This is a genomic window from Gemmobacter nectariphilus DSM 15620, assembly GCF_000429765.1.
Classification (GTDB): Bacteria; Pseudomonadota; Alphaproteobacteria; order Rhodobacterales; family Rhodobacteraceae; genus Wagnerdoeblera; species Wagnerdoeblera nectariphila.
The window spans coordinates 195,839-221,840 of record NZ_AUCM01000004.1 but is presented as its reverse complement, the minus strand read 5'-3'; the positions used below and the strand labels follow the sequence as shown (position 1 = coordinate 221,840).

The window sequence follows — 26,002 nt, the reverse complement described above, 5'->3', positions numbered from 1 at the left end:
AACTATCAAGTTCCCCTGATGCGGTCTTGCTGATAAGAATGATTCCAGATTGCGGCGGGCATCCGGCCTGCCGTGCGTTTTCAGCAAGACGGAGGCCCAGATGGATGGGAATGATGTGAAGACGGGTGGCAAGTGCCCGGTGATGCACGGCGCCGTGACGGCGGCGGGCAAGTCGAACACCGACTGGTGGCCGAATGCCCTGAACCTGGACATCTTGCACCAGCACGATCGCAAGACCAATCCGATGGGGCCGGACTTCGACTATCGCGAAGAGGTCAAGTCGCTGGACTATGACGCCGTCAAGCGCGACCTGCACGCGCTGATGACCGACAGCCAGTCCTGGTGGCCGGCGGACTGGGGCCATTACGGCGGCCTGATGATCCGCATGGCCTGGCACGCGGCCGGATCCTACCGTCTGGCCGATGGCCGTGGCGGCGCCGGCACCGGCAACCAGCGCTTTGCCCCGCTGAACAGCTGGCCGGACAACGTCAGCCTGGACAAGGCCCGCCGCCTGCTGTGGCCGATCAAGAAGAAATACGGCAACAAGCTGAGCTGGGCCGACCTGATCATCCTGGCCGGCAACATCGCCTATGAATCGATGGGCCTGAAGACCTTTGGCTTCGGCTTTGGCCGCGAGGACATCTGGCATCCCGAAAAGGACACCTACTGGGGTGCCGAAAAGGAATGGCTGGCACCCTCGGACGAGCGGTATGGCGACGTGACCAAGCCAGAGACGATGGAAAACCCGCTGGCCGCCGTGCAGATGGGCCTGATCTACGTCAACCCCGAAGGCGTGAACGGCAAGCCCGACCCGCTGAAGACCGCGGCCATGGTGCGCGAGACCTTTGCCCGCATGGCGATGAACGACGAGGAAACCGTCGCGCTGACCGCCGGGGGCCACACGGTCGGCAAGACCCACGGCAATGGCAATGCGCAGGCGCTGGGGGCCGATCCTGAATCGGCCGACGTGACCGAGCAGGGCCTGGGCTGGGCGAACCCGAACATGGGCGGCAAGGCCGCGAATGCCGTGACCTCGGGCCTGGAAGGCGCCTGGACCACGCATCCGACCGTGTTCGACATGGGCTTCTTCGAGATGCTGTTCGGCCATGAGTGGGAGCTGCGCAAATCCCCCGCGGGTGCCCAGCAGTGGGAGCCGGTGAGCATCAAGGACGAGGACAAGCCGGTCGATGCGACCGACCCGTCCAAGCGCCACAACCCGATGATGACCGACGCCGACATGGCGATGAAGATGGACCCGGCCTATCGCGCGATCTGCGAAAAGTTCATGGCCGACCCGGAGTACTTCAAGGACACCTTCGCCCGCGCCTGGTTCAAGCTGACCCACCGCGACATGGGGCCGAAGGCGCGCTACATCGGGCCCGACGTTCCGGCCGAAGATCTGATCTGGCAAGATCCGGTTCCCGCCGGCAACACCGGCTATGACGTGGCGGCCGTGAAGGCCAGGATCGCTGCCGCCGGTCTGCCGGCTGCCGATCTGATCGCCACCGCCTGGGACAGCGCCCGCACCTATCGCGGATCCGACATGCGGGGCGGCGCGAACGGCGGGCGCATCCGTCTGGCGCCGCAGAAGGACTGGGAAGGCAACGAGCCGGCCCGCCTGCAAAAGGTGCTGGCAGCACTGGAGCCGATCGCGGCGGAAACCGGCGCAAGCGTGGCCGATGTGATCGTGCTGGCGGGCAATGTCGGGCTGGAACAGGCGATCAAGGCGGCAGGCTTTGACGTCGAGGTGCCCTTTGCACCGGGCCGGGGCGATGCGACCGAGGCGATGACCGACGCGGCCTCGTTCGACGTGCTCGAGCCGCTGGCGGATGGCTATCGCAACTGGCTGAAGAAGGACTATGTCGTCAGCCCCGAAGAGCTGATGCTGGACCGCACCCAGCTGTTGGGTCTGACGGCAGCCGAGATGACCTGTCTGGTCGGCGGGATGCGCGTTCTGGGCACCAACCATGGTGGCACCGCGCATGGCGTCTTTACCGACAAGGTCGGCGCGCTGACGACGGATTTCTTCGTCAACCTGACTGACATGGCGAATACCTGGGTCAAGGCGGGCGATCACTACGAGATCCGCGACCGTGCCACCGGCGCCGTCAAGTGGACGGCGACGCGGATCGACCTGGTGTTCGGGTCGAACTCGATCCTGCGCGCCTATGCCGAGGTCTATGCGCAGGACGACAACAAGCTGAAGTTCGTCAAGGACTTCGTGGCCGCCTGGACCAAGGTGATGAACGCGGATCGGTTCGATCTGGCCGCCTGATCGGGGTCTGGTCAACAGATCGGGGGCCGCAGCGCAAGCTGCGGCCCCTTTGCATTGGGCGCGAGCTCCCGCAGCCCGGCGCGGCCCGTTCCGGGCCGCACAGGGCTTTGGGCCAGGCCGGGGGGCGCTGCCCCCCGGACCCCCCGGGGTATTTGGGGAAGGTGATGCCAGACAGGCCTTGCACCCTGGGAACCGGCGCGCCGGCTTGCCGTTGGCATCGGGACAGGCGGGAAGTAGTCTGGGCCTGCAAGGGTTGGAGGGTGTCATGCGGTTCGGGGGCCAGCGGCAAAGCCGCAATGTCGAGGATCGGCGCGGTTCGGGCCGGGGTGGTCCGGGGATAGGGGGTATCTCTGGCCTTGCGCTGCTGGCGGTGCTTGCGATCGGCTATTTCACCGGCATCGACGTGACCCCGCTGCTTCAGGGGCTGGAGCAGGGCGGCGCGCCAGGCGAGCGCCGGGCGCTGACGCCGGACGAGCAGCAGGCCGGCGTCTGGGTCAGCCAGGTGCTGGGCACCACAGAGGATGTCTGGGCCGAGCGGTTCCGCAACGAATTGGGGGCGCGCTATGCGCCGCCGGTTCTGGTGCTGTATTCGGGCGTGACGCAAAGCCCTTGCGGCAATGCCTCCGGGGCGACGGGGCCGTTCTATTGCCCGGGCGATCGCAAGATTTATCTGGATACCGAATTCTTCGCGACCCTGTCGCGCCAGCTGGGCGCGCCGGGCGAGATTGCAGCGGCCTATGTGATCGCGCATGAGGTGGCCCATCATGTGCAGGACGAGCTGGGCATTCTGGGCAAGGCCAATGCGGCGCGGGCGCGGATGGTGCCGGCCGAGGCCAATGCCGTTTCCGTGCGGATCGAATTGCAGGCCGATTGTCTGGCCGGGGTCTGGGCGGAAAGCGTGAATGCCTTGCTGAAACCCGGCGATGTCGAACAGGCGATCAACGCTGCACGGCAGATTGGCGACGATACGCTGCAACGGCGCGCCGGGAAGGTGCCGCGGCCGCATACGTTCAGCCATGGCAGCTCGGCCCAGCGGGTGCGCTGGTTCACCACGGGCTATGAACAGGGGCGCATGGAGGCTTGCGATACCTTCGGGACGCACCGGCCATGAGCTATCCGGCGGCCGAGATACAGGTGGGCGCGGGGTGGATTTCGCTTTCGCCCTTGCCGGGGCGGGGCGGGGATCTTGCGGCGGATGTGGCGGGCCTTGTGCGGTGGCGGGCGGATCTGCTGGTCAGCCTGACCGAAGCGGCCGAGATGGTCACGGGCGATCTGCCGGGGGCGCTGCTGGCGGCGGGGATCGGCTGGCGACATCTTCCAATCCCGGATTTCGGCATACCGGACGGCAGCGCCGAAGCGGTGGTGCGCGGGTTGACGGACCGGCTGGCGCAGGGTCAGCGCATCGCGCTGCATTGCATGGGCGGCTGCGGGCGCTCGGGGATGATCGCGCTGCGGCTGATGGTGCTGGCGGGCGAGGCACCCGGCCCGGCGCTGGAGCGGCTGCGCGCCGTGCGGCCCTGCGCGGTCGAGACGCCCGCGCAATATGACTGGGCCGCGCGGGGTTAGAGCGCAGCCCCGCATGTGCGCGCGCGAGGCTGGCGCGGCAAGGATGTTGGCCGCGTCTTGCAAGGCGGGGCCATGCGCCGGTCCTGCCTGGGGTTGCGGCCTTGGTCGGGGCCGGGCCTGGCGCTGCAGGCGAACACCGCTTCGGCCCCGGGCGGTCGCGGCGCAAGCGCGCGACAGTAGACCGCCGCAGGCGATGCGTTCCCCCTGCCGCCGCAGACCGCGAACGCGGGGCCGCGCGCAAAGGCGCGACCCCGCGCCTGGGGGTCCTAGACCGCGACGCCGAACACCCGGCCGACGCCTGCGGTAATGGCCATGGCGGCCGCCCCCCAGAACAGCACACGCAGCGTTGCCGGCAGACGCGGCGCGCCGCCCGCATGGGCGCCAATGGCCCCAAGCGCGCCAAGGCACAGCAGCGTGGCCACCACGACCACCGGGATCACCTGCCCTGCCGGGGCCAGCACCGCGGCGATCAGCGGGACCGCAGCTGCCAGCGTGAAGGTCAGCCCCGAGGCCAGTGCCGCCTGCAACGGGTTCGCGGCATGGATTTCGGACAGGCCCAGCTCATCGCGCACATGGGCGCCCAGGGCATCGCGCTCGCTCAGCTCGCGCGCCACAAGTGCGGCGGTGGCCGGCGACAGCCCGCGCGCCTCATAGATCGAGGCAAGCTCTGCTTCCTCGGCCTCGGGGGTGTCGATCAGGGCCTGCCGTTCACGTTCGATGTCCGCGCGCTCGATGTCGGATTGCGAACTGACCGAAACATATTCACCGGCCGCCATCGACATGGCGCCGGCCGCCAGACCTGCCGCCCCGGCCACCAGAATTGCCGTCGGCCCCGGATTGGCCGCCGCCACCCCGACGATCAGCGACGAGACCGAGACGATGCCGTCATTCGCCCCCAGGACTGCGGCGCGCAGCCAGCCGGATCGGTTGATGAAATGCACTTCCTCGTGCGCGGATTGATAGTCGAGCATGAAACCCTCTCGTGCTTGCGCGGCCGGTCAAGCAGACCAACCTTGCGGGAACATTGCAATCGGCGGAATTCGAAAGATTTCCTGCAAGCGCCCGGGGGGTCGGCGGGCACGGGACGCAGTGTAACACTCACGCCCGCCTCGCAAGATTGTGATGGCCTGGCTGCTGCGCGGGGGATCTGGCGCCAGCACCGGGCGCGGGCCGCGGTTCGATGTCCCGCGCCCCCAGACAGGCGCCAAAGGCCGGCGCACGCGACCCCGGCAGGTCCGATCATGCCCGTTCCTTGGGCCTGTGCCCAGCTTGCAGGCAACCATCGCGCGCCCCCCCCGCGCGCGCCGCCCCCGCATGGGCAGACACTGCCCGCCGCCCTGCCGACCCCAGCAGACATTGACATATGGACCCTCGCGCAGGCATAGGGGGCAGGCCCGGAGCCGGGGCTCCGGGCCAATCCAAAACCGAAGAAAACCAAGACGAAGGGGGAGAAATCCGCAAATGAATGCTCTCTTGGCTTTGTCCAGGGGCATCGACCGCGTGAACGAGCTTTTCGGCAAGGTCGTCATGTGGGCGATCCTTGTGGCGATCCTCATAAGCGCGGCGAACGCCCTGGTTCGCAAGATTTTCAGCACGTCATCGAACGCCTGGCTGGAGGCGCAGTGGTATCTGTTCGGCGCCTCGTTCCTGCTGGCCGCTGCCTATACGCTGAAACAGAACGAACATATCCGCATCGACATCGTCTATGGCCTGTTCGGCCGCCGGGTGCAGCACTGGATCGACCTGCTTGGCCATCTGCTGTTCCTGCTGCCCTTCAGCGTGCTGATGGTCTACTACCTGTGGCCCTATACGATGAAATCGGTGATCTCGGGCGAGATGTCCTCGAACGCGGGCGGGCTGATCATCTGGCCGGCCAAGGCGCTGCTGCTGGTCGGCTTCATCCTGCTGACGATCCAGGCGATCTCGGAAATCATCAAGAAGATCGCGGTGATGCGCGGCGACATCGAGGATCCGAACCCCTTCCAGTCCTCGCATGACGCGGCGACGACCGAAGCCGAGCTGCTGATGGGAGAGATGAAGAAATGATGGAATTCATCGCGCTGAACATGGCGCCCATCATGTTCGCCTCGCTCATCGTCGTGCTGCTGCTGGGCTATCCGGTGGCGTTTTCGCTGGCGGCCCATGGCCTTTTGTTCTTCTTCATCGGGGTGGAACTGGCCCCGCTGTCGAACGGGTCGATCAACCTGTCCTGGCCGCTGCTGGCCGCCCTGCCCGACCGCTTCTGGGGGGTGCTGTCGAACGAGACATTGCTGGCCATTCCCTTCTTCACCTTCATGGGGGTGATCCTGGAACGCTCCGGCATGGCCGAGGATCTGCTGGACACCATCGGCCAGCTGTTCGGCCCGGTGCGCGGGGGCCTTGCCTATGCGGTGATCCTGGTCGGCGCGCTGCTGGCGGCTACCACGGGGGTCGTTGCGGCCTCGGTGATCGCGATGGGGCTGATCTCGCTGCCGATCATGCTGCGCTATGGCTATGACCGCTCGATCGCGGCGGGGGCCATTGCGGCCTCGGGGACGCTGGCGCAGATCGTGCCGCCGTCTCTGGTGCTGATCGTGCTGGCCGACCAGCTGGGCCGGTCGGTGGGCGACATGTACAAGGGCGCGCTGATCCCCGGCCTTGTGCTGACGGCGATCTACATGGGCTACATCTTCGTCATCTCGATGATCCAGCCCAAGAAGCTGCCAGCCCTGCCGCTCGAGGCGCGCACGCTTGGCTCGGGTGTCACGTCGCTGCTGGTCGCCCTGGCGGCCTGCGGGGCGATCACCTGGGGCTCGCATCACTGGTTCGCGGCGAAATACGGTGCGAACAATGCCGACATGATGGGCTTTGCCGCCGGCGTGATCATCGTCTACGTCTATGCCCTGCTGGACAAGACGCTGAAGATCAACCTGATGAGCCGCCTGGCCCAACAGGTCGTGATCGTGCTGATCCCGCCGCTGGCGCTGGTGTTCCTGGTGCTGGGCACGATCTTCCTTGGCATCGCCACGCCCACCGAAGGCGGAGCCATGGGCGCGGTCGGCGCGCTGATCCTGGCGGCGGCGAAACGGCGGCTGAACCTGTCGGTGATCACGGCGGCGGTCGCCTCGACGACCCGGCTGTCGGCCTTCGTGATGTTCATCCTGATCGGTGCGCGCGTCTTCTCGCTGACCTTCTATGGCGTGAACGGGCACCTGTGGGTGGAACATCTGCTGGTCTCGCTGCCGGGGGGCGAGCTGGGCTTCCTGCTGGTCGTCTCGCTGCTGGTGTTCTTCCTGGCGTTCTTCCTCGACTACTTCGAGCTGGCCTTCATCATCGTCCCGCTGTTGGTTGCCCCGGCACAGGCGCTGGGGATCGACCTGATCTGGTTCGGGGTGATCCTGGCGGTGAACATGCAGACCTCGTTCATGCACCCGCCCTTTGGCTTTGCGCTGCACTTCCTGCGCTCGGTCGCGCCGCGCAATGCCTATGTCGACCGGATCACCGGCCGCACCATCGCGCCGGTGACGACGATGCAGATCTATCTGGGCGCCGTGCCGTTCCTGTTCATCCAGCTGGCGATGATCGGGGTGGTGATCGGCTTCCCGCAGATGGTGATGCATTACAAGGGCCCGCCGGTGGACACCAAGAACGTCACCATCACCTTGCCGCAGATGCCGGGCCTCGGTGGCCTTGGCGCCCCGGGCGGTCTGGGTATGCCGGGCGGGCTTGGCAAGCCGGGGGGCCTTGGCGCGCCTGGCGGGCTTGGCACCCCGGGCGGATTGCAGCCGCCCAAGCCCTGATCGCCCCAAAGGCACAAGATGGAAACGGCCCCCTGAACGGGGGCCGTTTTCCTTTGCCCCATGGCGGCGCCAGGCGGCAGCTGACGGATGCCTCCGGCGGGGATATTTTCATCAAGGCGAAAACAGCGCGCGGCCCGCCCCCCGTTGATCTTTGCCTTTTGACAAATACCCCGGGGGGCAGGTGCTACAGCACCAAAGGCGCGGCGCAGACAGGGGGGCTGGCCCCCCTTGCCCCGCCGCCTCCACCTTCCCGCAATCAAGCGCCCGGCCCATCCAGCTCACATGCAAAAGGCCCCGGCTTGCACCGGGGCCTTTCGAAAACCGTGGCTGGCCGGATTACAGCTCGCCCGAGTTCTGCTTCATCATCATGAAGGTGTCGTAGTTGTATTCGGCGATCTGCGCCCAGGTATAGTTCTCGGAGCGGAAAGCCTTGATGGATTCCCAGATTTTCTTGAAGGCCGGGTTGTTGGCCGACATCTCGGCGTAAACCTCGTTGGCGGCCTTGAAGCAGGCGTCGAGGACTTCCGGGGTGAAGGGGCGCAGCTGGGTGCCCTGAGCCACCAGCGACTTGATCGCGGTGGGGTTCTTGTAGTCGTATTTCTGCAGCATGTCGGCATCGACACCCTGGCAGAGCGAGCGCAGCAGAGACTGATACGACTTCGGCAGTTCCTCATAGGCTTTCTTGCCGAACATGAAGTGGACGGTCGGGCCACCTTCCCACCAGCCGGGATAGTAGTAGTAGGGCGCGACCTTGAAGAAGCCCAGCTTCTCGTCGTCATAGGGGCCGACCCATTCGGCGCCGTCGATGGTGCCTTTTTCCAGCGACGGGTAGATGTCGCCACCCGCGATCTGCTGCGGCACGACGCCCAGACGCTCCATGACCTTGCCGGCAAAGCCGCCCACGCGGAACTTCAGGCCCTTGAGGTCTTCGACGGTGTTGATTTCCTTGCGGAACCAGCCGCCCATCTGGGTGCCGGTGTTGCCACCCGGCAGCGCAAAGAGGTTCTTGTCGGCCAGGAATTCGTTGTAAAGGTCGATCCCGCCGCCATGATAGTGCCAGGCATTGGTGCCCCGCGCCGAGAGCGAGAACGGCACGGCTGCCGGCAGCGCCCAGGTCGGATCCTTGCCGAAGTAGTAGTAACCGACGGTATGCGCCGCCTCGACGACACCGTCCGAAACGGCGTCGGCTGCCTGCAGGCCGCCCACGATTTCACCGGCCGCAAAGACCTGCAGGGTGAAATTGCCGTCCGTCGCCTCGGACAGGCGCTTGGACAGAACCTCGGCCCCGCCATAGATCGTGTCCAGCGATTTCGGGAACGACGAGGTCAGGCGCCAGTTGATTTTGGGCATCGACTGCGCGATGGCCGGAGCGGCCAGAGTTGCCGCAGAGGCGGCCCCAACACCGGCAACGCCGGCCTTGGTCAGGAATGAACGACGATCCAAGGATTCCTCCCCTTTCACAGTTATTGCTGGGCTGCCCTGGCACTTTCCGTACCTTGAGCGGCAGCACTGCGGCGACAGTTTACACGCCAAGCGGCCCCTGTCCAGCCACCCATCCGCGCCTTTGCCAAGATCCTGACAAACCGGCAAAAAATGGCGACCAGATGCCGCAGGCCCTGCGGATTTCTGCCTGATCGGTCGGCAATTGCCCGCCCCGTGATCATCCGCGGCCGACATCTGCGGGCGCGACGGCGACGGCTTTCAGCACGGCATGGATCGACTGCCCTTGCGTCAACTGAAGCCGTTCGGCCGACCGGCGGGTGATGCGCGCCAGAATCACGTCATCGCCCGCCACAAGCGCGACCAGCGCCCCCGGCCCCTCGCCCGTGCGGATCTCGCGCACCGTCACGGGCAGGATGTTCAGCGCTGAAATCCCCTCGGGCCGCACGGTTGCCAGCAGCACATCCTGCGCAAGGATCCGCAGCCGCACCAGGGTGCCCGGCCCCCCCGCCACGCGCGGCAGCCAGAGCGGCCCTGCGCCCGTGTCCAGCCGGCTCAGCCCGTCATCTTCCTGCGCCGCGATCCGCGCTGTCAGGATCGCCCCCGCCTCGCGCAGCCCAAAGGCCGGGGCCATGGCCGGGTCCGACAGGATCGCCCCGGCCGGGCCGCTGGCCTGCACCCGCCCGGCGCCGATCAGCACCACGGTGGTGGCCAGCCGCGCGACCTCGGCCGCCGAATGGCTGACATAGAGGATCGGCAGGCGCAGCTCGTCCCGCAGCCGTTCCAGATAGGGCAGGATCTCGGCCTTGCGCGCCTCGTCCAGCGCGGCAAGCGGCTCGTCCATCAGCAAAAGGCGCGGGTTCGACAGGATCGCCCGCCCCAGCGCCACCCGCTGCCTTTCCCCGCCCGACAGCGCGCCGGGGCGCCGGCCCAGCAGCGGGCCGATCCCCAGCATCTCGACGATCTGGCCAAGGTCCGCCCCCGGCCCGCGCGGCGCGAACCAGCGGCCATACATCAGGTTCTGCCGCACGGTCAGATGCGGGAACAGCCGGGCATCCTGGAACACATAGCCCACCCGGCGCCGATGCGGCGGGACACAGACCCCCGCGCCGGTATCCAGCAGCACCGCCCCATCCGCAAGGATGCGCCCCTGATCGGGGCGCAAAAGCCCCGCGACCGCATTGACGATCGTGGTCTTGCCCGACCCCGAGCGCCCGAACAGCGCCGTCAGCCCTGGCGGGGCGCGAAACGCCACGTCCAGATCGAAGCCGGCAAAGCGGTGGCGCAAGGCAATCTCCAGCATCAGCCGCCCCCGATCCGCCGCGCCACCGCCCGGCCCACCCATTCGGACAGCAGCAAGGCCGCCATCGCCACGGCAATCGCCACCCAGACCAGCCGCGCGGCATTCGCCTCGCCCCCCGGCACCTGAAGATAGCTGTAGATCGCCGATGGCAGGGTCTGGGTCTGGCCGGGAATGTTCGACACAAAGGTGATGGTCGCGCCGAATTCGCCCATCGCCTTGGCAAAGGCCAGGATCGCCCCCGCCACCACGCCGGGCAGGATCATCGGCAAGGTCACCGTCAGGAACACCCAGGGGCGCGAGGCCCCCAGCGTCGCCGCCGCCTGTTCCAGCCGCGGATCCACCGCCTCGATCGCCAGCCGGATCGCGCGCACCATCAGCGGAAAGGCCATGATCCCCGCCGCCAGCGCCGCCCCCGTCCAGCGAAAGGCCAGAACGATGCCGAACCAGTCGTCCAGCCATTGCCCGACAAGGCCCCGCCGGCCAAAGGTGATCAGCAGCAGATAGCCCGTGACGACCGGCGGCAGGATCAGCGGCAGATGCACAAGGCCGTTCAGCAGCTGCCGCCCCGGAAAGCGCCAGCGCGCCAGCGCATAGGCCACCAGAATGCCAAAGGGCAAGCTGACCAGCATCGCCCAGAACGACACGCGCAGGGACAGCGCCAGCGCACGCCATTCATCGGGGGACAGCCAGTCGCTCATGCGCTCAGTTCAGAATGGCAAAACCTTCGGCGGCAAAGGTGGCATCCGCCGCGTCCGAGGACAATGCCTCATAGAACGCCTTGTCCGCCGCATCCTGTGCCCCGGCCAGCAGCGCGGCCGGATAGATGATCGCCGGATAGCTGCCTTCGGGAAAGGTGCCGATGATGCGGACATGGCTGTCGGCCGCCGCATCGGTCGCATAGACGATCCCCAGGGGCGCCTCGCCCGCCGCGACCAACGCCAGCGCCGCGCGCACGTTGTCGGCCTGCGCGACCTGCGCGGCCACCCCGTCCCACAGCCCCAGCGCGGTCAGCGCAGCCTTGCCATATTGCCCCGCCGGCACGGCATCGACCAGGGCCATGGCCAGCTTGCCGTCCCCCAGCAGCCCGGCCAGATCCAGATCCGGCCCGATCTGCACATCCGGCGCGTCGCCATGCCCGATCAGCACCAGCCGATTGCCCAGCAGATCCGCCCGCATCCCTTCAGCGATCAGACCTTGCTTGCCCACCTCGTCCATCCACCGGACATTGGCCGAGATGAAGATATCCGCCGGCCCGCCTTCGATGATCTGCTTGGCCAGCACATTCGATCCGGCATAGCTGATCGTCACCCTGTGCCCTGTGGCCGCCGTGAAGTCGGCCGCGATCCGGTCCAGCGCGGTCTTCATCGAGGCGGCGGCAAAGACCACGACCTCCTCGGCGGCCGCAGGCAGCGCAGTGCCGGCACATAGCGTCAGGGCAAGAGCAATGCGGCGCAGTCGGACAGCAGCGGTCATGGGGCCTCCAGTCGATATGTTTCGCCGAACATATCACCACATGCCCCCCTGACGTGCAAGCGCTATTTCCGATCGGGAATATCGCCAGCCGGGCGCAACAGCGCCTCCAGCGCCCCGACATGCGGCGCGGCAACCTCGGCCAGCTCGGCCTCGATCTGGCGGAACAGGCGCAGCACCTCGGCCCCGGCCTCGGTCAGTTGCGCCCCGCCCCCGCCTGCCCCGCCCCGGCTGGACTGCACCAGCGGCTGGGCAAAGGCGGTGTTCAGCTCTTCGATCAGGGTCCAGGCGCGCTTGTAGCTCATGTCCATCCGCCGCCCGGCCGCCGAGATCGAGCCTGTCTCGCGGATATGTTCCATCAGTTCGGCCTTGCCCGGCCCCATCTGGACCGTATCGAACATGAGACGCAGCTGAAGTCGGGCCATGCCAGAACACTTTCGGTTGTTTGGCCAAATCTTCACGCCCCGGCGCGCAGGATCAAGCGCAAAGCGGATGGACGCGGATCCCGCAATTCGTTATGTTTGTCAAAACATAACGATTCCGACATGCCCCATCGCGCTCCCCTGCCCGCTTGCCGCATCGCCCGCCCCCTCTCGGCCAAGGGTGACCACAATCCCCGCCTGCGCACCCTTGTGGCTGTCGTGCTGGTGCTCCTCGGGCTGTTTGGCGGGGCTGGGGCGGATCAGCGCGGGCGGCCCCAGGACGATCGCCCGATCCCGTGGCGCCTTGCCGACTGACCCTGGCAAGACACCGCTGGGCAGCCGGCCTGTCACCTCGGGCCGCCCTGCGCCTCGGGCAGGATATCGACACTGGGCAGCCAGGGCTTGATGTCCAGCACCGGCGTGCCGTCGAAGGCGTCGATCGCATCCAGTTCCAGCCAGCCCGCCTGAATGTCGATCGCCAGCAGACGCACCACCGCCAGCGCAACCGGATTGGGCCGCGCGGGCGATCGCAGGGCAAAGGTGCCCACCGGCGCATCGCGGTGCGCAGGCGCCTGCACCGCCAGATCACGCCGCGCCCCGGCCATCCAGTAAAGCACGATCACCCCGTCCCCCGGCCCAAGACCTCGCAGCGCCGCGCGATAGGGGGCATCGACACTGACGCCGAACCGCCCGCCCCGCGCCCGCGCCTCGCGCAGGTTCTTCGGGCAATCCCCGCGCTGCCAGGGCGAGACGATGCGCCCGACAAAGGCCAGCCGCGCATCATCGGCCAGCGCGGGGTCCAGCCCCAACCGCTCCTCGCCGTCCCGGATCGCCGAATGGTCCATGCCGCCCCCTCCTCATCCGGGCAATCCTGCCCCGCCCCGCCGCGCCCGACAAGAGCTGCGCGGACACCGCCCCGCGCAGCCGCCGCCCTTTCATCTGTCCCTAAATATCCTCGGGGTGAATTGGCCGGCACGGCCAAGAGGGGCTGAAGGCCCCTGCCCCCGCCAGCCGCCCAAGCGACCTAGCCAGCGATGCGCCCCGGATGCGCCATGACCACGCCGCCACCATCGAGCACCTGCGCGACCAGCGTGATCCCGGCCGCCTCGGCCAGCCGCACCGCATGGGCCGTCGGCGCCGAAACCGCGATCAGCGCAGGGCACCCGGCCAGCGCGCATTTCTGCACCAGCTCGACCGAGACCCGGCTGGTCATCACCACCGCCCCCGAGGCGGGCGCGATCCCCTGCCGCAGCAGCGCGCCGATCAGCTTGTCCAGCGCATTGTGCCGCCCGACATCCTCGCGCAAGAGCACGATCCCGCGGCCCGGCACCAGAAACCCCGCCGCATGGGTGGCCCGCGTCAGCCCGTAAAGCGGCTGGGCCGCGCGCAGCATCGCGGGCGCGGCCAGCACCTCGGCGCCTGACAGATTCAGTTCCGCGCGCAGCTGCGGCAAGGGGCGCATCGCCTGATCCAGACTGTCGATCCCGCACAGCCCGCAGCCGACCGGCCCGGCCATGAAGCGCCGCCGCCGCGCCAGCGCCTCGGCGCGCGGCGCCGCGATCCACAGCCGCGCCTCGATCCCTGTGGCCTGGGCGACCTCCTCGAAGTCCAGGACGTCGGACGGGCCCTGAACGATCCCCTCGGTCAGCGCGAACCCCAGCGCGAAATCGGCAAGGTCGGCCGGTGTCGCCATCATCACCGCAAGGCTGGTTCCATTGCAGACCACGGCAACCGGCGCCTCTTCGGCCAGCAGGCGACCGCCTGCCGCATCCCCGTCAGGGTGCAGGGCAAGGCCGGTCAGGTTGCGGGTCGGGGTCCAGTCCATGCGGCCACTGTGCCGCAGCGGCCCATACCGCCGCAAGCGGCTCAGCCGACGCTTTCGACAATATCCACGCTGTGCGATCCGGCCTGCGAGCCATCGAGCCGCAGCATCCCCGTCACCGGCGCCACATCGCCGTAATCGCGCCCGAAGCCCACGTCGATATGATCGGCCCCGGCCCGGCAGGCATTGGTGGGGTCATAGTCGATCCAGCCCGCCTTGGCTCCTGCCCAGGCGCGCACCCAGGCGTGCATCGCATCGGCCCCGACCAGCCGCGGCTTGCCAGGCGGGGGCCGGGTGCGCAGATAGCCCGCGACATAGGCCGCCGGAATGCCCAGCGACCGCAGCCCCCCCACCATGATCTGCGCGAAATCCTGGCAGACCCCGCGCCGCAGCGCAAAGGCATGGGCAGGCGAGGTATCCACCTCGGTCGCCTTGGCATCAAAGGTCATGTGGTCGTGCAGCGCCTCGCCCAGGGCGATGACCGCCTCTTGCACCGTGCGCGCCCCCCTGGTCGCCGCCGCAGCAAAGCTCGCCACCGCAGCCATCGGCGGGATCCGGCGCGAGGGCGCGCGGAAGTGATGGGGCGAGGCCGGGCCGATATCGCGCCAGTCCGCCAGTTCGGCGGCCAGGGCCGCGACCCTTGGTGACATGTCCAGTTCGGGCTCGGCCCGTGCCCGCTCGACCTCGGCCTCCAGCACCAGATCCAGCCGGGTCAGGCCGGGCGGCATCGCCACCTCGATCACGCGGGTGCCGAAGAAGTCGGTAAACTCCAGTCGCTCGGCCGGGGCGGGCGCCAGGATGACGCGCGACTGGATCAGCCGTTGCACCCCCGGCGTCTCGGCCGGAAGGATGCGGAACAGCTGGCGCCCGGCCCCGGTCGGGCGGGCAAAGTCGTAATGGATCGCAAGGCGCAGCGCATAAAGCGTCACCGCAGATAGGCCCCTGTCAGCAGATCGGACAGCACGGCAATCCGGCCGCGCAAGGCGTCCAGCACCTCGGTGGTCAGGGTCTCGGGCGTTTCGGTCGCCACTTCGGTCTGACAGCGCAGCATCGCGCGGCCAAGGTCCGACAGCTGTCCATACTCCGAGGCGCCGGGCAGCATGTTGACCTGTGCCATCATCCCGTCCAGCTGGTGACGGATCGAGCGCGGGTTCATCGGATCCAGCGCCAGAAGGTCGATCACCGTCTCGCGGCTGGTGCCCATGGTGAACCGGCGCCGGTGGGTCAGCACGCTGTCGCCCAGTTCCACGCACAGATCCAGCGCCCCGGCGGGTGCCCCGGCATCGGCCAGCGCCGCCAAAAGGCCCGTCATCGCCATCGCCCGTTCGTGCTGACGCCCGATGGTCAGGAAGCGCCAGCCCAGAAAGCGATACATGTTCTCGTTCACCAGACCCGAGAACCCGGCCAGCTTGCGCAGCAGCGCCGACAGCGCCCGTGCGGCATCGTCGCCAGGCGTCACGCGGGTGGCCATGCGGCGGGCGGTCTTGTCCAGATCGGCCAGCGCCGACCAGCCATCGGGCGAGAAACGGTCGCGGATCTGCCCGGCGCTGGCAATCGCGGCGGCCAGCGTGTCGATCAGACCGTCGGGAATGCCCTGCGCCGGATCAAGCCCATAGCTTTCGGCAATCGGGTCGATCGCCTTCAGCATCGGCCCGGCCGCCCGCCCGCTTTCGACCAGCCGGATGTTGCGCGCCCGCAGCAGGCGCACGATGCCCTCGACCCGCTCGACATAGCGGCCCAGCCAGAACAGGTTGTCCGCCGCGCGCGAGGGCAGCGCGCCGGGCGCCATTCGCCGATAGGGCCCTGCGGGCTGCGCCAGCATAGAGATGGCGGGCACGTCGCTGCCGCTGACGATCCAGACATCGGCCGCCGCCCCGCCCCGCTGCATCGCCAGCGCCGATGGATCGGCCGCCGCGCCAATGCGGGCAAAGCCGCCCTGCATGACCTGCCAGCCGCTGGCGGTGCGGGCCAGGAACACCCGCAAGCTCATCGGGCGCGGCACGATCCGGCCATCGACCAGCGCGGGGGTGGTGGACAGTGTCACCGCCTCTTGCGCGACCAGCGCCGCGCCATCCCGGCCCAGCCGCTGCGCCAGCTTGCCTGCGCCAAGGCCCGCCGCCAGTTCCGTCTCGCCCTGCCGGTCATAGGGCAGCCCGGTGCCAAGCGCGGGCGACAGCACCATGCGGCCCGGATCGGCCAGCACCGCCGCCCGCTCGGCCGCGCCGCCGCACCACCAGGTGGCGATGTTGGGCATGGCCAGCGGCGCCCCCACCAGATGCGGCGCCAGCTTGGGCAGGAACGCCATCAGCGCCCGCGTCTCGACCACGCCGGATCCCAGCGAATTCACCATGGTCAGCCCGCCCTGCCGCAGGGCCGACACCATGCCCGGCGTGCCGATGCGCGAGGCGGGGTCCAGCTCCAGCGGGTCGGCAAAGCTGCCATCCAGCCGGCGCCACAGCACATCGACCGGGCGCAGCCCCGACACGGTGCGCAGCATCAGATGGCCCTTTTCGACCACCAGATCCTCGCCCTGCACCAGCGCGACGCCCAGATAGCGGGCAAGCCAGGCCTGTTCGTAATAGGTTTCGTTCAGCGGCCCCGGCGTCAGGATGGCAACGCTGGCCTCGCGGTCCTCGCGCATGGCCAGAAGCGTGTCGCGGAAATCGCGAAAGAACCCGGCAAGGCGGTGGACATTCTGCCCTTCGAACACATCGGAAAAGGCGCGGCTGGTGGCAACCCGCCCCTCAAGGGCATAGCCCGCGCCCGAGGGCGCCTGGGTGCGGTCGGCCAGCACCCACCAATTGCCATCCGGGCCCCGGCCGATTTCAAAGGCGACGAAATGCAGGTAATGCCCCGAACGTGGCCGCACACCCACCATGGGCCGCAGCCATTCGGGGTTTTCCGTCACCAGCGCGGCCGGCAGGTGCCCTTCGGCCACCAGCCGGTTGGGGCCGTAAAGATCGGCCATCAAGGATTCCAGCACATCGGCGCGCTGGATCAGCGCGGCCGAAAGGCGCGTCCAGTCGGCCTCGTCGATCAGCACCGGCAGATGGGCCAGTGGCCAGGGCCGTTCCACCGACTGACCCGCATCATACTGGCGATAGAACACACCCGAATCGCGCAGGTACTGGTCGGCCCGGCCAAAGGCACGGGTCAGGTCATCGTCACTCAGCCCCTGAACATGGCCGATCAGCGGGCGCCACAGCGGGCGCAGCGCCCCGTCGGGCCCGATCAGTTCATCCGGCACGCCGGGCAAGGGCCGATAGCCCGCCAGGCCGCGATCGCGCCTGACGGGGGCACCGCCCCCTGCCTTGTCTTGTGCCGTCCTGTCCATCGCCGGACTAGATGCCGATCGGCCGGCGCAGGTCAAGCGTCATCGGGAACTCGGGATGGCGCCGTTCCGCCCCGACGGGATGCCAGCCAGAGCGGTGGCCCATCGGCTCGAACCGCGCCAGCCGCCGGGCCTCGGCCTCGTTGCCATTGACCGGGAAGGTGTCATAGTTCCGCCCCCCCGGATGGGCGACATGATAGACACAGCCGCCCAGCGCCCGGCCCGACCAGCGATCGTAAATGTCGAAGGTCAGCGGCGCCTGAACGGGCACGGTGGGGTGCATGGCGCTGGCCGGCTGCCAGGCCTTGAACCGCACCCCGGCCACCGACACGCCATTCGCCACCCTGGCCAGCGGCAATTCCCGCCCGTTGCAGGTGACGGTGTAGCGATCCGGGTTCGCCGTGGTCAGTTTCGCCTGCAACCGCTCGGTCGAGCTGTCGGTATAGCGCACCGTGCCCCCGATGGCGCCGGTCTCGCCCAGCACATGCCAGGGCTCCAGCGCCTGGCGGATTTCCAGATGCGCGCCCTCATAGTCGACCTCGCCGCAGAAGGGGAAACGGAACTCGCCCTGGGCGACGAACCAGTCCTCTTTCAGGTCGAACCCGTGCTGGCGCAGGTCGGCCAGCACATCGCGGAAATCCTCCCACACATAATGCGGCAACATGAAGCGGTCATGCAGCGCCGTACCCCAGCGCACCAGCTCCCCTTCGGCAGGCGCGGCCCAGAACCGCGCGATCAGCGCGCGCAGCAGCAGTTGCTGGGCAAGGCTCATGCGGGCATCCGGGGGCATCTCGAAGCCGCGGAATTCCACCAGCCCCAGCCGCCCGGTGGGTCCGTCGGGTGAATACAGCTTGTCGATGCAGATCTCGGCCCGGTGGGTGTTGCCGGTGACATCGGTCAGCATGTTGCGCAGCAGCCGGTCGGTCAGCCAGGGCAACGGTGCCTCGCCCTGCCCCGGCGCGGGAATGCGCGACAGCGCGATCTCCAGCTCATAGAGCGCATCATGGCGCGCCTCGTCGATGCGCGGCGCCTGACTGGTCGGGCCGATGAACAGGCCCGAGAACAGATAGGACAGGCTGGGATGCCGGTTCCAGTGCAGGATCAGCGATTTCAGCAGGTCGGGCCGGCGCAGGAAGGGGCTGTCCAGCGTGGTGGCGCCCCCCACCACCACATGGTTGCCGCCCCCGATGCCGGTATGCTTGCCGTCGATCATGAACTTCTCGGCGCCAAGGCGGCTCTGGCGGGCTTCCTCGTAAACCCCCTGCGTGATCGCCACGCAATCGGCCCAGTCGTGCGCCGGATGGATATTCACCTCGATCACGCCCGGATCGGGCGCCACGCGGATCACGTTGAGGCGCGGATCATGCGGGGGCTGATAGCCCTCGATATGCACCTTGAGCCCCAGCCGGGCCGCCGCCGATTCCGCCACATGCAAAAGGTCAAGGTAATCCTCCAGCATGGTCACCGGCGGCATGAAGACACACAGCCGCCCCTCGCGCGGCTCGACCGTCAGGGCGGTGCGCACGAACCCTTCAACCTCGGTTACCGTCTGCGGCACGAACCCCGACATCTGCGGCGCCGGAATGAACGAGGCCATGGGCTGTGTCTTGCGCGCGCCGTCCACCTCGGGCGGCTCGGGCAGGTCGGGCCGCTCGATGGTGGGGTCCATCGGGTTGATATAGGGATATTGCGCCGGGCTCAGCCAGGGCAGGCTGGCCAGCGGCAGGCGATAGCCGACCGGGCTGTCGCCGGGCACCAGGAACATCCGCCCCCGCCGCATCCGCCAGCGTTCGGAATACCACTTGCGCCGCCCGTCGCGGCCCATCCAGGGCTGGACCGGCAACACAAAGCCCACCGGATGCGTCAGCCCCCGGTCAAAGACCGCCGCGATGCGGTGACGTTCCTCGGGGTCTTCCAGCCTGGAATTCTCGGGCGTCACGTTGTCGGGCAGCTTCGCCTCTTTCACCAGCCACTCAGCCGGATCCTCATAGGCGGGCAGGATGTTCTCCTCGGGCAGGTCCATCTCGGCCGCCATCTCGCGCAGCAGCTCTTGTGCATCCAGCGCGCTGGCGCCCTGATTGACCCCTTCGGCGGCGATCAGATCGGGGTTTTGCCAGACCGGCTGACCATCGCGCCGCCAATACAGCGAGAACGTCCAGCGCGGCAGGGTCTCGCCCGGATACCACTTGCCTTGCCCATAGTGCAGAAAGCCCCCCGGCGCGAAACGGTTGCGCAAGCGGCGGATCAGCACATCGGCGCGCGCCCGCTTGGTCGGGCCCACCGCGGCGGTGTTCCATTCCGCACTTTCGAAATCGTCGATCGAGACAAAGGTCGGCTCACCCCCCATGGTCAGCCGCACATCGCCCGCGTGCAAGGCCGCGTCCACCTTGCGGCCAAGGGCGTTCAGCTCGTCCCAGGACGCATCGCTGAACGGCTTGGTGATGCGCGGATGTTCGGCCACCCGCGTCACCGTCATGTCGAAATCAAAGCTCACCTCGGGCGAGCCCACGGCACTGAACCCGCCCGCGATGGGCGCCGCATTGCGGTAATGCGGTGTCGCGGCCAGCGGGATATGGCTTTCGCCGGTCAGCAGACCACTGGTCGGGTCCAGTCCGATCCAGCCCGCGCCGGGCAGATAAACCTCGCACCAGGCATGAAGGTCGGTGAAATCCACCTCGGTCCCCGATGGCCCGTCCAGCGCCTTCAGATCGGGTTTCAGCTGGATCAGATAGCCCGAGACAAAGCGCGCCGCGAACCCCAGATGACGCAGCACATTGACCAGCAGCCAGCTGGAATCGCGGCACGACCCCGAGGCCTTGGCCAGCGTTTCATCCGGCGTCTGCACCCCCGGTTCCATGCGGATCAGGTATTTGATCTTGTTTGCCAGATCGCGGTTCAGCCCGACCACGAAATCCACCGTCCGTGCCCGCTCGCGCGGGATCGTCGCCATGAAGGCCTCGAATTCAGGCCCCTGCGGCTCGGCCTTGCGATAGATCGACAGATCGTCCAGCAGATCCAGCGGATAGTCAAAGGGCCAGTCCTCGGCCGATTCCTCGACGAAGAAGTCGAACGGATTGTAGACCGTCATGTCCGCGACCAGATCGACCTCGATCTTCAATTCGCTCACCGGCTCGGGAAAGACAAAGCGCGCCAGCCAGTTGCCGTATGGGTCCTGCTGGTGGTTCACGAAATGCCCGCCGGGGCTGACCTTCAGCGAATGGCTGATGACCCGCGTGCGGCTGTGCGGCGCGGGCCGCAGCCGGATGACCTGCGGGCCCAAGACGACCGGACGGTCGTATGTGTAATGCGTCAGATGGTGGATGGCGGCCTTGATCGACATGGATCTCTTTCGGGCTTCGGTCACGGATTGACCTTGGATAGCAGCGCGGCCGAGGGCCACAGATGCCGCAAGGGTTCCAGGACCCCTGCTGCCCATCATCCGCCCGCAGAACCGGCAATCAAGCAAAAAACGCTGCCAGATCGGGCGCATTGCAAACGATCACGCCCCGTTTCGCCTTGATCCAAATATCCCGGGGGCAGGACTGCCCGATCCACGGGCACGACGCTGCCAGGGGGCAGCGCCCCCACAGGGCGGCGGCCACCACGCGCCCTATCGCTTTGGCCAACCCCACGACGGGGGATCGTCCATCCCGGCCACCGTCTCGCCCACCTCCTTGCGCAACTCATGCGTCCGCGCGCCCTGCCCCGCCAGGGCCTGCGCCAGTGCCGCGCTGTGCGAGACGGTCACGATCTGCCCCGCCCCGGACGCGCGGGCAATCAGCCGGGCCAGCGGCGCGATCAGGTCGGGGTGCAGGCTGGTCTCGGGCTCGTTCAGCACCATCACCTCGGGCGGGCGCGGCGTCAGCAAGGCGGTGGCCAGCAAGAGGAATCGCAAGGTGCCATCCGACAGTTCCGCCGCAACCAGCGGACGCAGCAGGCCGTGTTGATGCATGGTCACCGCAAACAGCCCGCCCGATTGCACCACCGCAACCCGTGCGCCGGGAAAGGCATCCTCGATGGCCGCATCAAAGGCGGCACCATCGCCGATCTCGCGGATGGTCTGGATCGCGGCGGCCAGATCGGCCCCGTCCCCGGCCAGCGCCGGGGTGCGGGTGCCCACGCGCGGACGGCGCGCCGGGGCATCGCGGTCGGTGCGCAGATGGTCATAGAACCGCCAGCCCCGCATCCGCTCGCGCAGGGCCAGCAATTCGGGCGCCTGGGACGGATCGGTCGCATGGGTCATCATGCTGTCAAAGGCCGCAAGCCCGGTGACCAGCGGCCTCCATTCCCCGCGCCCCGAGCGCACCCTGACCAGCCCCCCGGCCCGCTCTGCAATGGAATTGTGCCGGTTCAGCGATTCCCCGACCCAGACCGCCTCGGCCTTGATCTCGGGATCCTGCGCAAAGGCGCCGCCGCTGACCGGCAGTCCCAGATCAACCGCATAGCCATAATCCTCGCCCGCAAAGCCCAGCCGCAGCGCAACGCGGTCCCGCCGCACGGTGCCCTGAACCGGCACCTGCCCCGATCGCATCGCGCGCGAGATGGTCTCGGGCCCGGCCCACAGGGTGGACTCAAGTCCCCCCTCGGCCGCCAGTGCCCCGATGGTCCGCCCCTGCGCGACATCCGCCAGCAACCGCAACGCCCGATACAGCGAGGATTTTCCCGTCCCGTTCGCGCCCGTGATCACGGTCAGCCGATCCAGCGGCAACACGATCTCGCGCAGCGAGCGATAGCCCGAAACGGCAAGGGTCAGGATCATCGGCGCACCTCCTGCCTTGGTGTATGGCGGGCCTCACCTTGCCACAACCCCGCCGCGGCGGATCCCCCGATCCCGCCGGCCGGCCAAGGCGCCGGGCTGGGAGAGGCCAACCCATCCCCCAAGGGGCAGGCGCCGATGCCGGCACTGTGACACCGCCCCCGCCCCGCGCCGCCCCCGGCAGCCGCACGGGCCTGACCCTGCACGGACGGGCCAGGACACTGCGGATCATCATCCCGACACTGCCGCGGCCCTGTCCTGCCGGTGCAAGATTGGGTGGCCCATCGCCGCCAAGGGCCCACCCGATGCAGGTCATGGCGCCGCTGTGCCGGGCGCGGTCGACGTCAGCGACCCGCGCATGACGGAAACGACGGCAAGCCGCGGGGACTGCACGATCTGCCCCCGAGCGCCGCACCTGAGGCTTGCCTCGGACGCCTCCGGCGGGGGTATTTCAGGCAAGATGATGCAACCGCCGCGCCTGCCCGGCCGCACCCCTTGTGGATCTGCAGGATGGGTATTTGCAGAAAGATGAAGGGCAAGGCGCGCGGCCTGTTTGCCTTTTTGAAAATACCCCCGCCGGAGGCGGCCGACGCAGGCCGCCGGCGCGCAGATCGGGCAAGCGCGCCGGGAAAACCGCCCCACCCTGCACCGCGTTGGGGAATTCCTGCACAGCCGGTCCGCGATAATCCATGTGACTTTCCCCCGCACGGCGCAGTAAACACCACCCACCACAGGAATGACTGGAGAGGGAGGACTTCATGCACAGACGCTCGTTCATCAAGGGGGCGGGGATCGCCGCCGCGGCCGCGACCACCGTTGCCGCACCGGCCATAGCGCAATCCATGCCGAAGATCAGCTGGCGCCTGACGTCCAGCTATCCGAAAAGCCTCGACACGCTTTATGGCATCAGCACCCATCTGTCGAAGCGCATCGCCGAGATCACCGATGGCAACTTCACCATCCAGCCCTTTGCGGCGGGCGAGCTGGTTGGCGGCCTGCAGGCGCTGGACGCGGTGCAGGAAGGCACCATCGAATGCGCGCATACGCTGTCGAGCTTCTATATCGGCAAGGATCCGGCCTTCCAGTTCGACACCTCGCTGCCCTTTGGCCTGAACACGCGCCAGCATATCGGCTGGCTGTATTACGGCGGCGGGCGCGAGCTGGTGAACGAATTCCTGGGTGGCTACAACATCCACGCGATCCCGGCGGGCAATACCGGCGCGCAGATGGGGGGCTGGTACCGCAAGGAAATCAACTCGCTGGCCGATCTGAACGGTCTGAAGATGCGCATCGCCGGCATGGGCGGCACCATCATGTCGCGTCTTGGCGTCGTGCCGCAGCAGATCGCGGGCGGTGACATCTATTCGGCGCTGGAGCGCGGCACGCTGGATGCGGCCGAATTCTCGGGCCCCTATGACGATGAAAAGCTGGGCTTCTACAAGGTCGCCAAATACTACTATGCGCCCGGCTGGTGGGAAGGCACGGCGAACGCCTCGCTCTACATCAACAAGGACAAGTGGGCCAGCCTGCCCCCCGCCTATCAGGCCGCGCTGGAAACCGTGTCGTCCGAAACCATGAGCCACTGCCTGGCCAAATACGATGCCAACAACCCCGAGGCGCTGTATCGCCTTGTGGCGCAGGGCACCGAGCTGCGCGTGTTCCCGCAAGAAGTGCTGGACGCCGGCTACACTGCCTCGCGCGAGGTCTATGCCGAATACGCGGCCGCCAACCCGGTCTTCAAGAAGATGTATGACCAGTGGTCGGCCTATACCGAAAAGCAGCGCGTGTGGAACCGCCTGGCGGAACTGCCGTTCGACGGCTTCCTCGCCGGCAAGACCCAGTGACCTGACGGCCGGGGCGCCCCGTTGGGCGGCGCCCCGGCCCCTCATGCCCCCATCGCCACAATCGCACCCGAGCGCGCGGCCCTGTTGCCGTGCCCGGCCCAGCCATGCCCGCCGACAGGACACCCGCCATGCCAGACCTTCGCTCCAGACGCACCACCGCCGGCAAGGACCGCAGCTTTGCCCGATCGCTCTGGCGGGCAACGGGCATGACCGATGGCGATTTCGGCAAGCCCATCGTGGCGGTCGTCAATTCCTTCACCCAGTTCGTGCCCGGCCATGTGCATCTGCGCGATCTGGGCAAGCTGGTGGCCGATGAAATCCACCGCATGGGCGGCGTCGCCAAGGAAATGAACACCATTGCCGTCGATGACGGCATCGCCATGGGCCATGACGGGATGCTGTATTCCCTGCCCTCGCGCGATCTGATCGCCGACAGCGTGGAATACATGGTCGAGGCGCATCGCGCCGATGCCATCGTGTGCATTTCCAACTGCGACAAGATCACCCCCGGCATGCTGATGGCCGCGATGCGGCTGAACATTCCGGCGATCTTCGTGTCCGGCGGCCCGATGGAGGCCGGCAAGGTCACCTGGGGCGACGAGGCCAGGCGCGTGTCCGCCATCGACCCCTATATCGTGCAAAGCGACCCGGCCTCGGGCGCGGACAAGGTGCACGAGTTCGAACGCAGCGCCTGTCCGACCTGCGGCAGCTGCGCGGGCATGTTCACCGCCAATTCGATGAACTGCCTGGTCGAGGCGCTTGGCCTTGGCCTGCCGGGCAACGGCACGCTGGTCGCCACCCATGCCGACCGCGAACAGCTGTTCCTGACCGCCGCGCGCCGCATTGTCGAGATGTGCGACAGCTATTACCGCCACGATGACACCAGCGTCCTGCCGCGCTCCATCGCCAGTTTCGCCGCCTTTGAAAACGCCATGCGGATGGATGTGGCGATGGGCGGGTCGACCAACACGGTGCTGCACCTGCTGGCCGCCGCGCGCGAGGGCGAGGTGCCCTTTGACATGCTCGACATCGACCGCATCTCGCGCTCGACCCCGCATCTGGCCAAGGTCGCGCCGTCGTCTGCCGACTGGTACATGGAGGATGTCCACCGCGCCGGCGGCGTCTGGCGCCTGCTGGGCGAGCTGGACCGCCTGGGCGTCGTCAACCGCGAGGCGCGGACCGTTCATGCCGCAACCGTCGGCCAGGCCATCGACACGCTGGACATTCGCCGCACCCCCACGCCCGAGGCGCTGGAGCTGTTTCGCGCAGCGCCCGGCGGCATCCCCTCGCTGCGGGCGTTCTCGCAGAACCGGCGCTATCCTGCGGTGGATGTGGATGCTGAAAAGGGCTGCATCCGCAGCGCCGAACATGCCTGGTCGCAAGATGGCGGGCTGGCGGTGCTGTATGGCAATCTGGCCGAGGATGGCTGCATCGTGAAGGTGGCCGGGGTCGATGCCTCGATCCTGAACTTCACCGGCACCGCGCGGGTGTTCGATGACGAAGACCCCGCCGAAGCGGCCATCGTCGATGGCACCGTCCAGCCGGGCGATGCGATCATCCTGCGCTATGAAGGTCCGCGCGGCGGGCCGGGGATGCGCGAGATGCTGAAGCTGACCACGATCCTCAAGGGTCGCAGGCTGGACACGTCGGTTGCGCTGATCACCGATGGCCGCTTTTCGGGCGGAAGTGCGGGCCTGTCCATCGGCCATGTCTCGCCCGAAGCGGCCAGCGGCGGCACCATCGGCCTTGTCGAGGATGGCGACCCGATTATCATCGACATTCCGAACCGCCGCATCGACGTGGATCTGACGCCCGAGGTGCTGGCCACCCGCCGCGCCGCGATGGAGGCCAGGGGCGAGGCCGCCTGGCGCCCCGCCACCGACCGCCCCCGCGTGATTTCCACGGCGCTGCGCCTCTATGCGGCCTTTGTCACCTCGGCGGCCCAGGGGGCCGTGCGCGATGCCGAACGCCTGCGCCGTTCCTGACCGGAGACC

At 67.9% G+C, this 26,002-nt stretch carries 20 protein-coding genes; 8 read left to right on the top strand and 12 right to left on the bottom strand.

Annotated features, from left to right (window positions below; genetic code table 11):
• Positions 1–100: 100 nt before the first annotated feature.
• The 3 genes from katG to G481_RS0104095 all read left to right on the top strand — a co-directional run bounded on the left by katG (position 101) and on the right by G481_RS0104095 (position 3,841).
• Entirely contained in the window at positions 101–2,275 is a 2,175-nt protein-coding gene (gene katG / locus G481_RS0104105) for a catalase/peroxidase HPI (protein WP_028028887.1), read from the top strand.
• A 265-nt stretch (positions 2,276–2,540) separates the two neighbouring features.
• Positions 2,541–3,386 carry a KPN_02809 family neutral zinc metallopeptidase gene (ypfJ, locus tag G481_RS0104100; RefSeq protein WP_028028886.1) on the top strand — a complete coding sequence of 282 codons (846 nt, stop codon included), beginning with the start codon at positions 2,541–2,543 and terminating at the stop codon, positions 3,384–3,386.
• Positions 3,383–3,841, top strand: coding sequence for a phosphatase domain-containing putative toxin (locus G481_RS0104095; protein WP_028028885.1), 459 nt, complete (start codon positions 3,383–3,385; stop codon positions 3,839–3,841). Before ypfJ ends, G481_RS0104095 begins: the two co-directional genes overlap by 4 nt.
• A gap of 266 nt (positions 3,842–4,107) precedes the next feature.
• Here the strand turns inward: G481_RS0104095 and G481_RS0104090 are convergent, their stop codons facing one another.
• A complete protein-coding gene (locus G481_RS0104090; protein WP_028028884.1) occupies positions 4,108–4,812 on the bottom strand; it encodes a VIT1/CCC1 transporter family protein in 705 nt (234 codons plus the stop codon).
• 490 nt (positions 4,813–5,302) lie between these two features.
• Here G481_RS0104090 and G481_RS0104085 point away from each other — a divergent pair, with 490 nt between their 5' ends.
• Both G481_RS0104085 and G481_RS22790 read left to right on the top strand, forming a co-directional pair.
• Positions 5,303–5,887, top strand: a complete 585-nt coding sequence (locus G481_RS0104085; protein WP_028028883.1) for a TRAP transporter small permease subunit — start codon at positions 5,303–5,305, stop codon at positions 5,885–5,887.
• Positions 5,884–7,620, top strand: coding sequence for a TRAP transporter large permease (locus G481_RS22790; RefSeq protein WP_051294291.1), 1,737 nt, complete (start codon positions 5,884–5,886; stop codon positions 7,618–7,620). The genes G481_RS0104085 and G481_RS22790 overlap by 4 nt, the downstream gene beginning before the upstream one ends.
• Before the next feature lie 336 nt (positions 7,621–7,956).
• On the opposite strand, the gene G481_RS0104075 is transcribed toward G481_RS22790, so the two are convergent.
• The 5 genes from G481_RS0104075 to G481_RS0104055 all read right to left on the bottom strand — a co-directional run bounded on the left by G481_RS0104075 (position 7,957) and on the right by G481_RS0104055 (position 12,258).
• Positions 7,957–9,063: a TRAP transporter substrate-binding protein gene (locus G481_RS0104075; protein ID WP_028028882.1), complete on the bottom strand. Its 1,107-nt coding sequence runs from the start codon at positions 9,061–9,063 to the stop codon at positions 7,957–7,959.
• A gap of 217 nt (positions 9,064–9,280) precedes the next feature.
• Entirely contained in the window at positions 9,281–10,366 is a 1,086-nt protein-coding gene (gene modC / locus G481_RS0104070) for a molybdenum ABC transporter ATP-binding protein (RefSeq protein WP_028028881.1), read from the bottom strand.
• Positions 10,363–11,061 carry a molybdate ABC transporter permease subunit gene (modB, locus tag G481_RS0104065; protein ID WP_028028880.1) on the bottom strand — a complete coding sequence of 233 codons (699 nt, stop codon included), beginning with the start codon at positions 11,059–11,061 and terminating at the stop codon, positions 10,363–10,365. Before modB ends, modC begins: the two co-directional genes overlap by 4 nt.
• Positions 11,062–11,065: 4 nt before the next feature.
• Positions 11,066–11,836, bottom strand: a complete 771-nt coding sequence (modA, locus tag G481_RS0104060) for a molybdate ABC transporter substrate-binding protein (protein WP_028028879.1) — start codon at positions 11,834–11,836, stop codon at positions 11,066–11,068.
• 62 nt (positions 11,837–11,898) lie between these two features.
• Positions 11,899–12,258: a winged helix-turn-helix domain-containing protein gene (locus G481_RS0104055; protein WP_035025053.1), complete on the bottom strand. Its 360-nt coding sequence runs from the start codon at positions 12,256–12,258 to the stop codon at positions 11,899–11,901.
• Positions 12,259–12,378: 120 nt separating this feature from the next.
• Between G481_RS0104055 and G481_RS25815 the strand changes: the two genes are divergently transcribed.
• Positions 12,379–12,570, top strand: coding sequence for a hypothetical protein (locus G481_RS25815; RefSeq protein WP_154664517.1), 192 nt, complete (start codon positions 12,379–12,381; stop codon positions 12,568–12,570).
• A 32-nt stretch (positions 12,571–12,602) separates the two neighbouring features.
• On the opposite strand, the gene G481_RS0104045 is transcribed toward G481_RS25815, so the two are convergent.
• From G481_RS0104045 to G481_RS0104020, 6 genes are all read right to left on the bottom strand, one after another.
• The gene (locus tag G481_RS0104045; protein ID WP_028028876.1) at positions 12,603–13,100 is read right to left on the bottom strand and encodes an SAM-dependent methyltransferase; all 498 of its coding nucleotides are present in this window, start codon (positions 13,098–13,100) and stop codon (positions 12,603–12,605) included.
• Between the two features lie 179 nt (positions 13,101–13,279).
• On the bottom strand, positions 13,280–14,080 hold the full coding sequence (fdhD, locus tag G481_RS0104040; RefSeq protein WP_028028875.1) for a formate dehydrogenase accessory sulfurtransferase FdhD: 801 nt from the start codon (positions 14,078–14,080) through the stop codon (positions 13,280–13,282).
• Positions 14,081–14,121: 41 nt separating this feature from the next.
• Positions 14,122–15,006, bottom strand: a complete 885-nt coding sequence (locus G481_RS0104035) for a transglutaminase family protein (protein WP_028028874.1) — start codon at positions 15,004–15,006, stop codon at positions 14,122–14,124.
• Positions 15,003–17,411, bottom strand: coding sequence for a circularly permuted type 2 ATP-grasp protein (locus tag G481_RS0104030; protein ID WP_028028873.1), 2,409 nt, complete (start codon positions 17,409–17,411; stop codon positions 15,003–15,005). The genes G481_RS0104035 and G481_RS0104030 overlap by 4 nt, the downstream gene beginning before the upstream one ends.
• Before the next feature lie 7 nt (positions 17,412–17,418).
• Complete coding sequence (locus G481_RS0104025; RefSeq protein ID WP_028028872.1) at positions 17,419–20,748, bottom strand: transglutaminase family protein; 3,330 nt, start codon at positions 20,746–20,748, stop codon at positions 17,419–17,421.
• A 270-nt stretch (positions 20,749–21,018) separates the two neighbouring features.
• On the bottom strand, positions 21,019–22,167 hold the full coding sequence (locus G481_RS0104020) for an AAA family ATPase (protein ID WP_028028871.1): 1,149 nt from the start codon (positions 22,165–22,167) through the stop codon (positions 21,019–21,021).
• Positions 22,168–22,922: 755 nt separating this feature from the next.
• Between G481_RS0104020 and G481_RS0104015 the strand changes: the two genes are divergently transcribed.
• Positions 22,923–24,008 carry a TRAP transporter substrate-binding protein gene (locus G481_RS0104015; protein ID WP_028028870.1) on the top strand — a complete coding sequence of 362 codons (1,086 nt, stop codon included), beginning with the start codon at positions 22,923–22,925 and terminating at the stop codon, positions 24,006–24,008.
• Positions 24,009–24,136: 128 nt separating this feature from the next.
• The gene (gene ilvD / locus G481_RS0104010) at positions 24,137–25,993 is read left to right on the top strand and encodes a dihydroxy-acid dehydratase (protein ID WP_028028869.1); all 1,857 of its coding nucleotides are present in this window, start codon (positions 24,137–24,139) and stop codon (positions 25,991–25,993) included.
• The last annotated feature ends 9 nt before the right edge of the window (positions 25,994–26,002 follow it).

What these genes read in the sequence shown, in the direction of transcription:
- G481_RS0104020 (WP_028028871.1), bottom strand. Translation starts at nt 22,167, where the DNA reads ATGATCCTGACCCTTGCCGTTTCGGGCTATCGCTCGCTGCGCGAGATC.
- G481_RS0104095 (WP_028028885.1), top strand. Translation starts at nt 3,383, where the DNA reads ATGAGCTATCCGGCGGCCGAGATACAGGTGGGCGCGGGGTGGATTTCG.
- G481_RS0104085 (WP_028028883.1), top strand. Translation starts at nt 5,303, where the DNA reads ATGAATGCTCTCTTGGCTTTGTCCAGGGGCATCGACCGCGTGAACGAG.
- G481_RS0104015 (WP_028028870.1), top strand. Translation starts at nt 22,923, where the DNA reads ATGCACAGACGCTCGTTCATCAAGGGGGCGGGGATCGCCGCCGCGGCC.
- modB (WP_028028880.1), bottom strand. Translation starts at nt 11,061, where the DNA reads ATGAGCGACTGGCTGTCCCCCGATGAATGGCGTGCGCTGGCGCTGTCC.
- G481_RS22790 (WP_051294291.1), top strand. Translation starts at nt 5,884, where the DNA reads ATGATGGAATTCATCGCGCTGAACATGGCGCCCATCATGTTCGCCTCG.
- G481_RS0104055 (WP_035025053.1), bottom strand. Translation starts at nt 12,258, where the DNA reads ATGGCCCGACTTCAGCTGCGTCTCATGTTCGATACGGTCCAGATGGGG.
- G481_RS0104025 (WP_028028872.1), bottom strand. Translation starts at nt 20,748, where the DNA reads ATGTCGATCAAGGCCGCCATCCACCATCTGACGCATTACACATACGAC.
- G481_RS0104030 (WP_028028873.1), bottom strand. Translation starts at nt 17,411, where the DNA reads ATGGACAGGACGGCACAAGACAAGGCAGGGGGCGGTGCCCCCGTCAGG.
- ypfJ (WP_028028886.1), top strand. Translation starts at nt 2,541, where the DNA reads ATGCGGTTCGGGGGCCAGCGGCAAAGCCGCAATGTCGAGGATCGGCGC.
- G481_RS25815 (WP_154664517.1), top strand. Translation starts at nt 12,379, where the DNA reads ATGCCCCATCGCGCTCCCCTGCCCGCTTGCCGCATCGCCCGCCCCCTC.
- fdhD (WP_028028875.1), bottom strand. Translation starts at nt 14,080, where the DNA reads ATGGACTGGACCCCGACCCGCAACCTGACCGGCCTTGCCCTGCACCCT.
- modA (WP_028028879.1), bottom strand. Translation starts at nt 11,836, where the DNA reads ATGACCGCTGCTGTCCGACTGCGCCGCATTGCTCTTGCCCTGACGCTA.
- G481_RS0104045 (WP_028028876.1), bottom strand. Translation starts at nt 13,100, where the DNA reads ATGGACCATTCGGCGATCCGGGACGGCGAGGAGCGGTTGGGGCTGGAC.
- ilvD (WP_028028869.1), top strand. Translation starts at nt 24,137, where the DNA reads ATGCCAGACCTTCGCTCCAGACGCACCACCGCCGGCAAGGACCGCAGC.
- G481_RS0104090 (WP_028028884.1), bottom strand. Translation starts at nt 4,812, where the DNA reads ATGCTCGACTATCAATCCGCGCACGAGGAAGTGCATTTCATCAACCGA.
- katG (WP_028028887.1), top strand. Translation starts at nt 101, where the DNA reads ATGGATGGGAATGATGTGAAGACGGGTGGCAAGTGCCCGGTGATGCAC.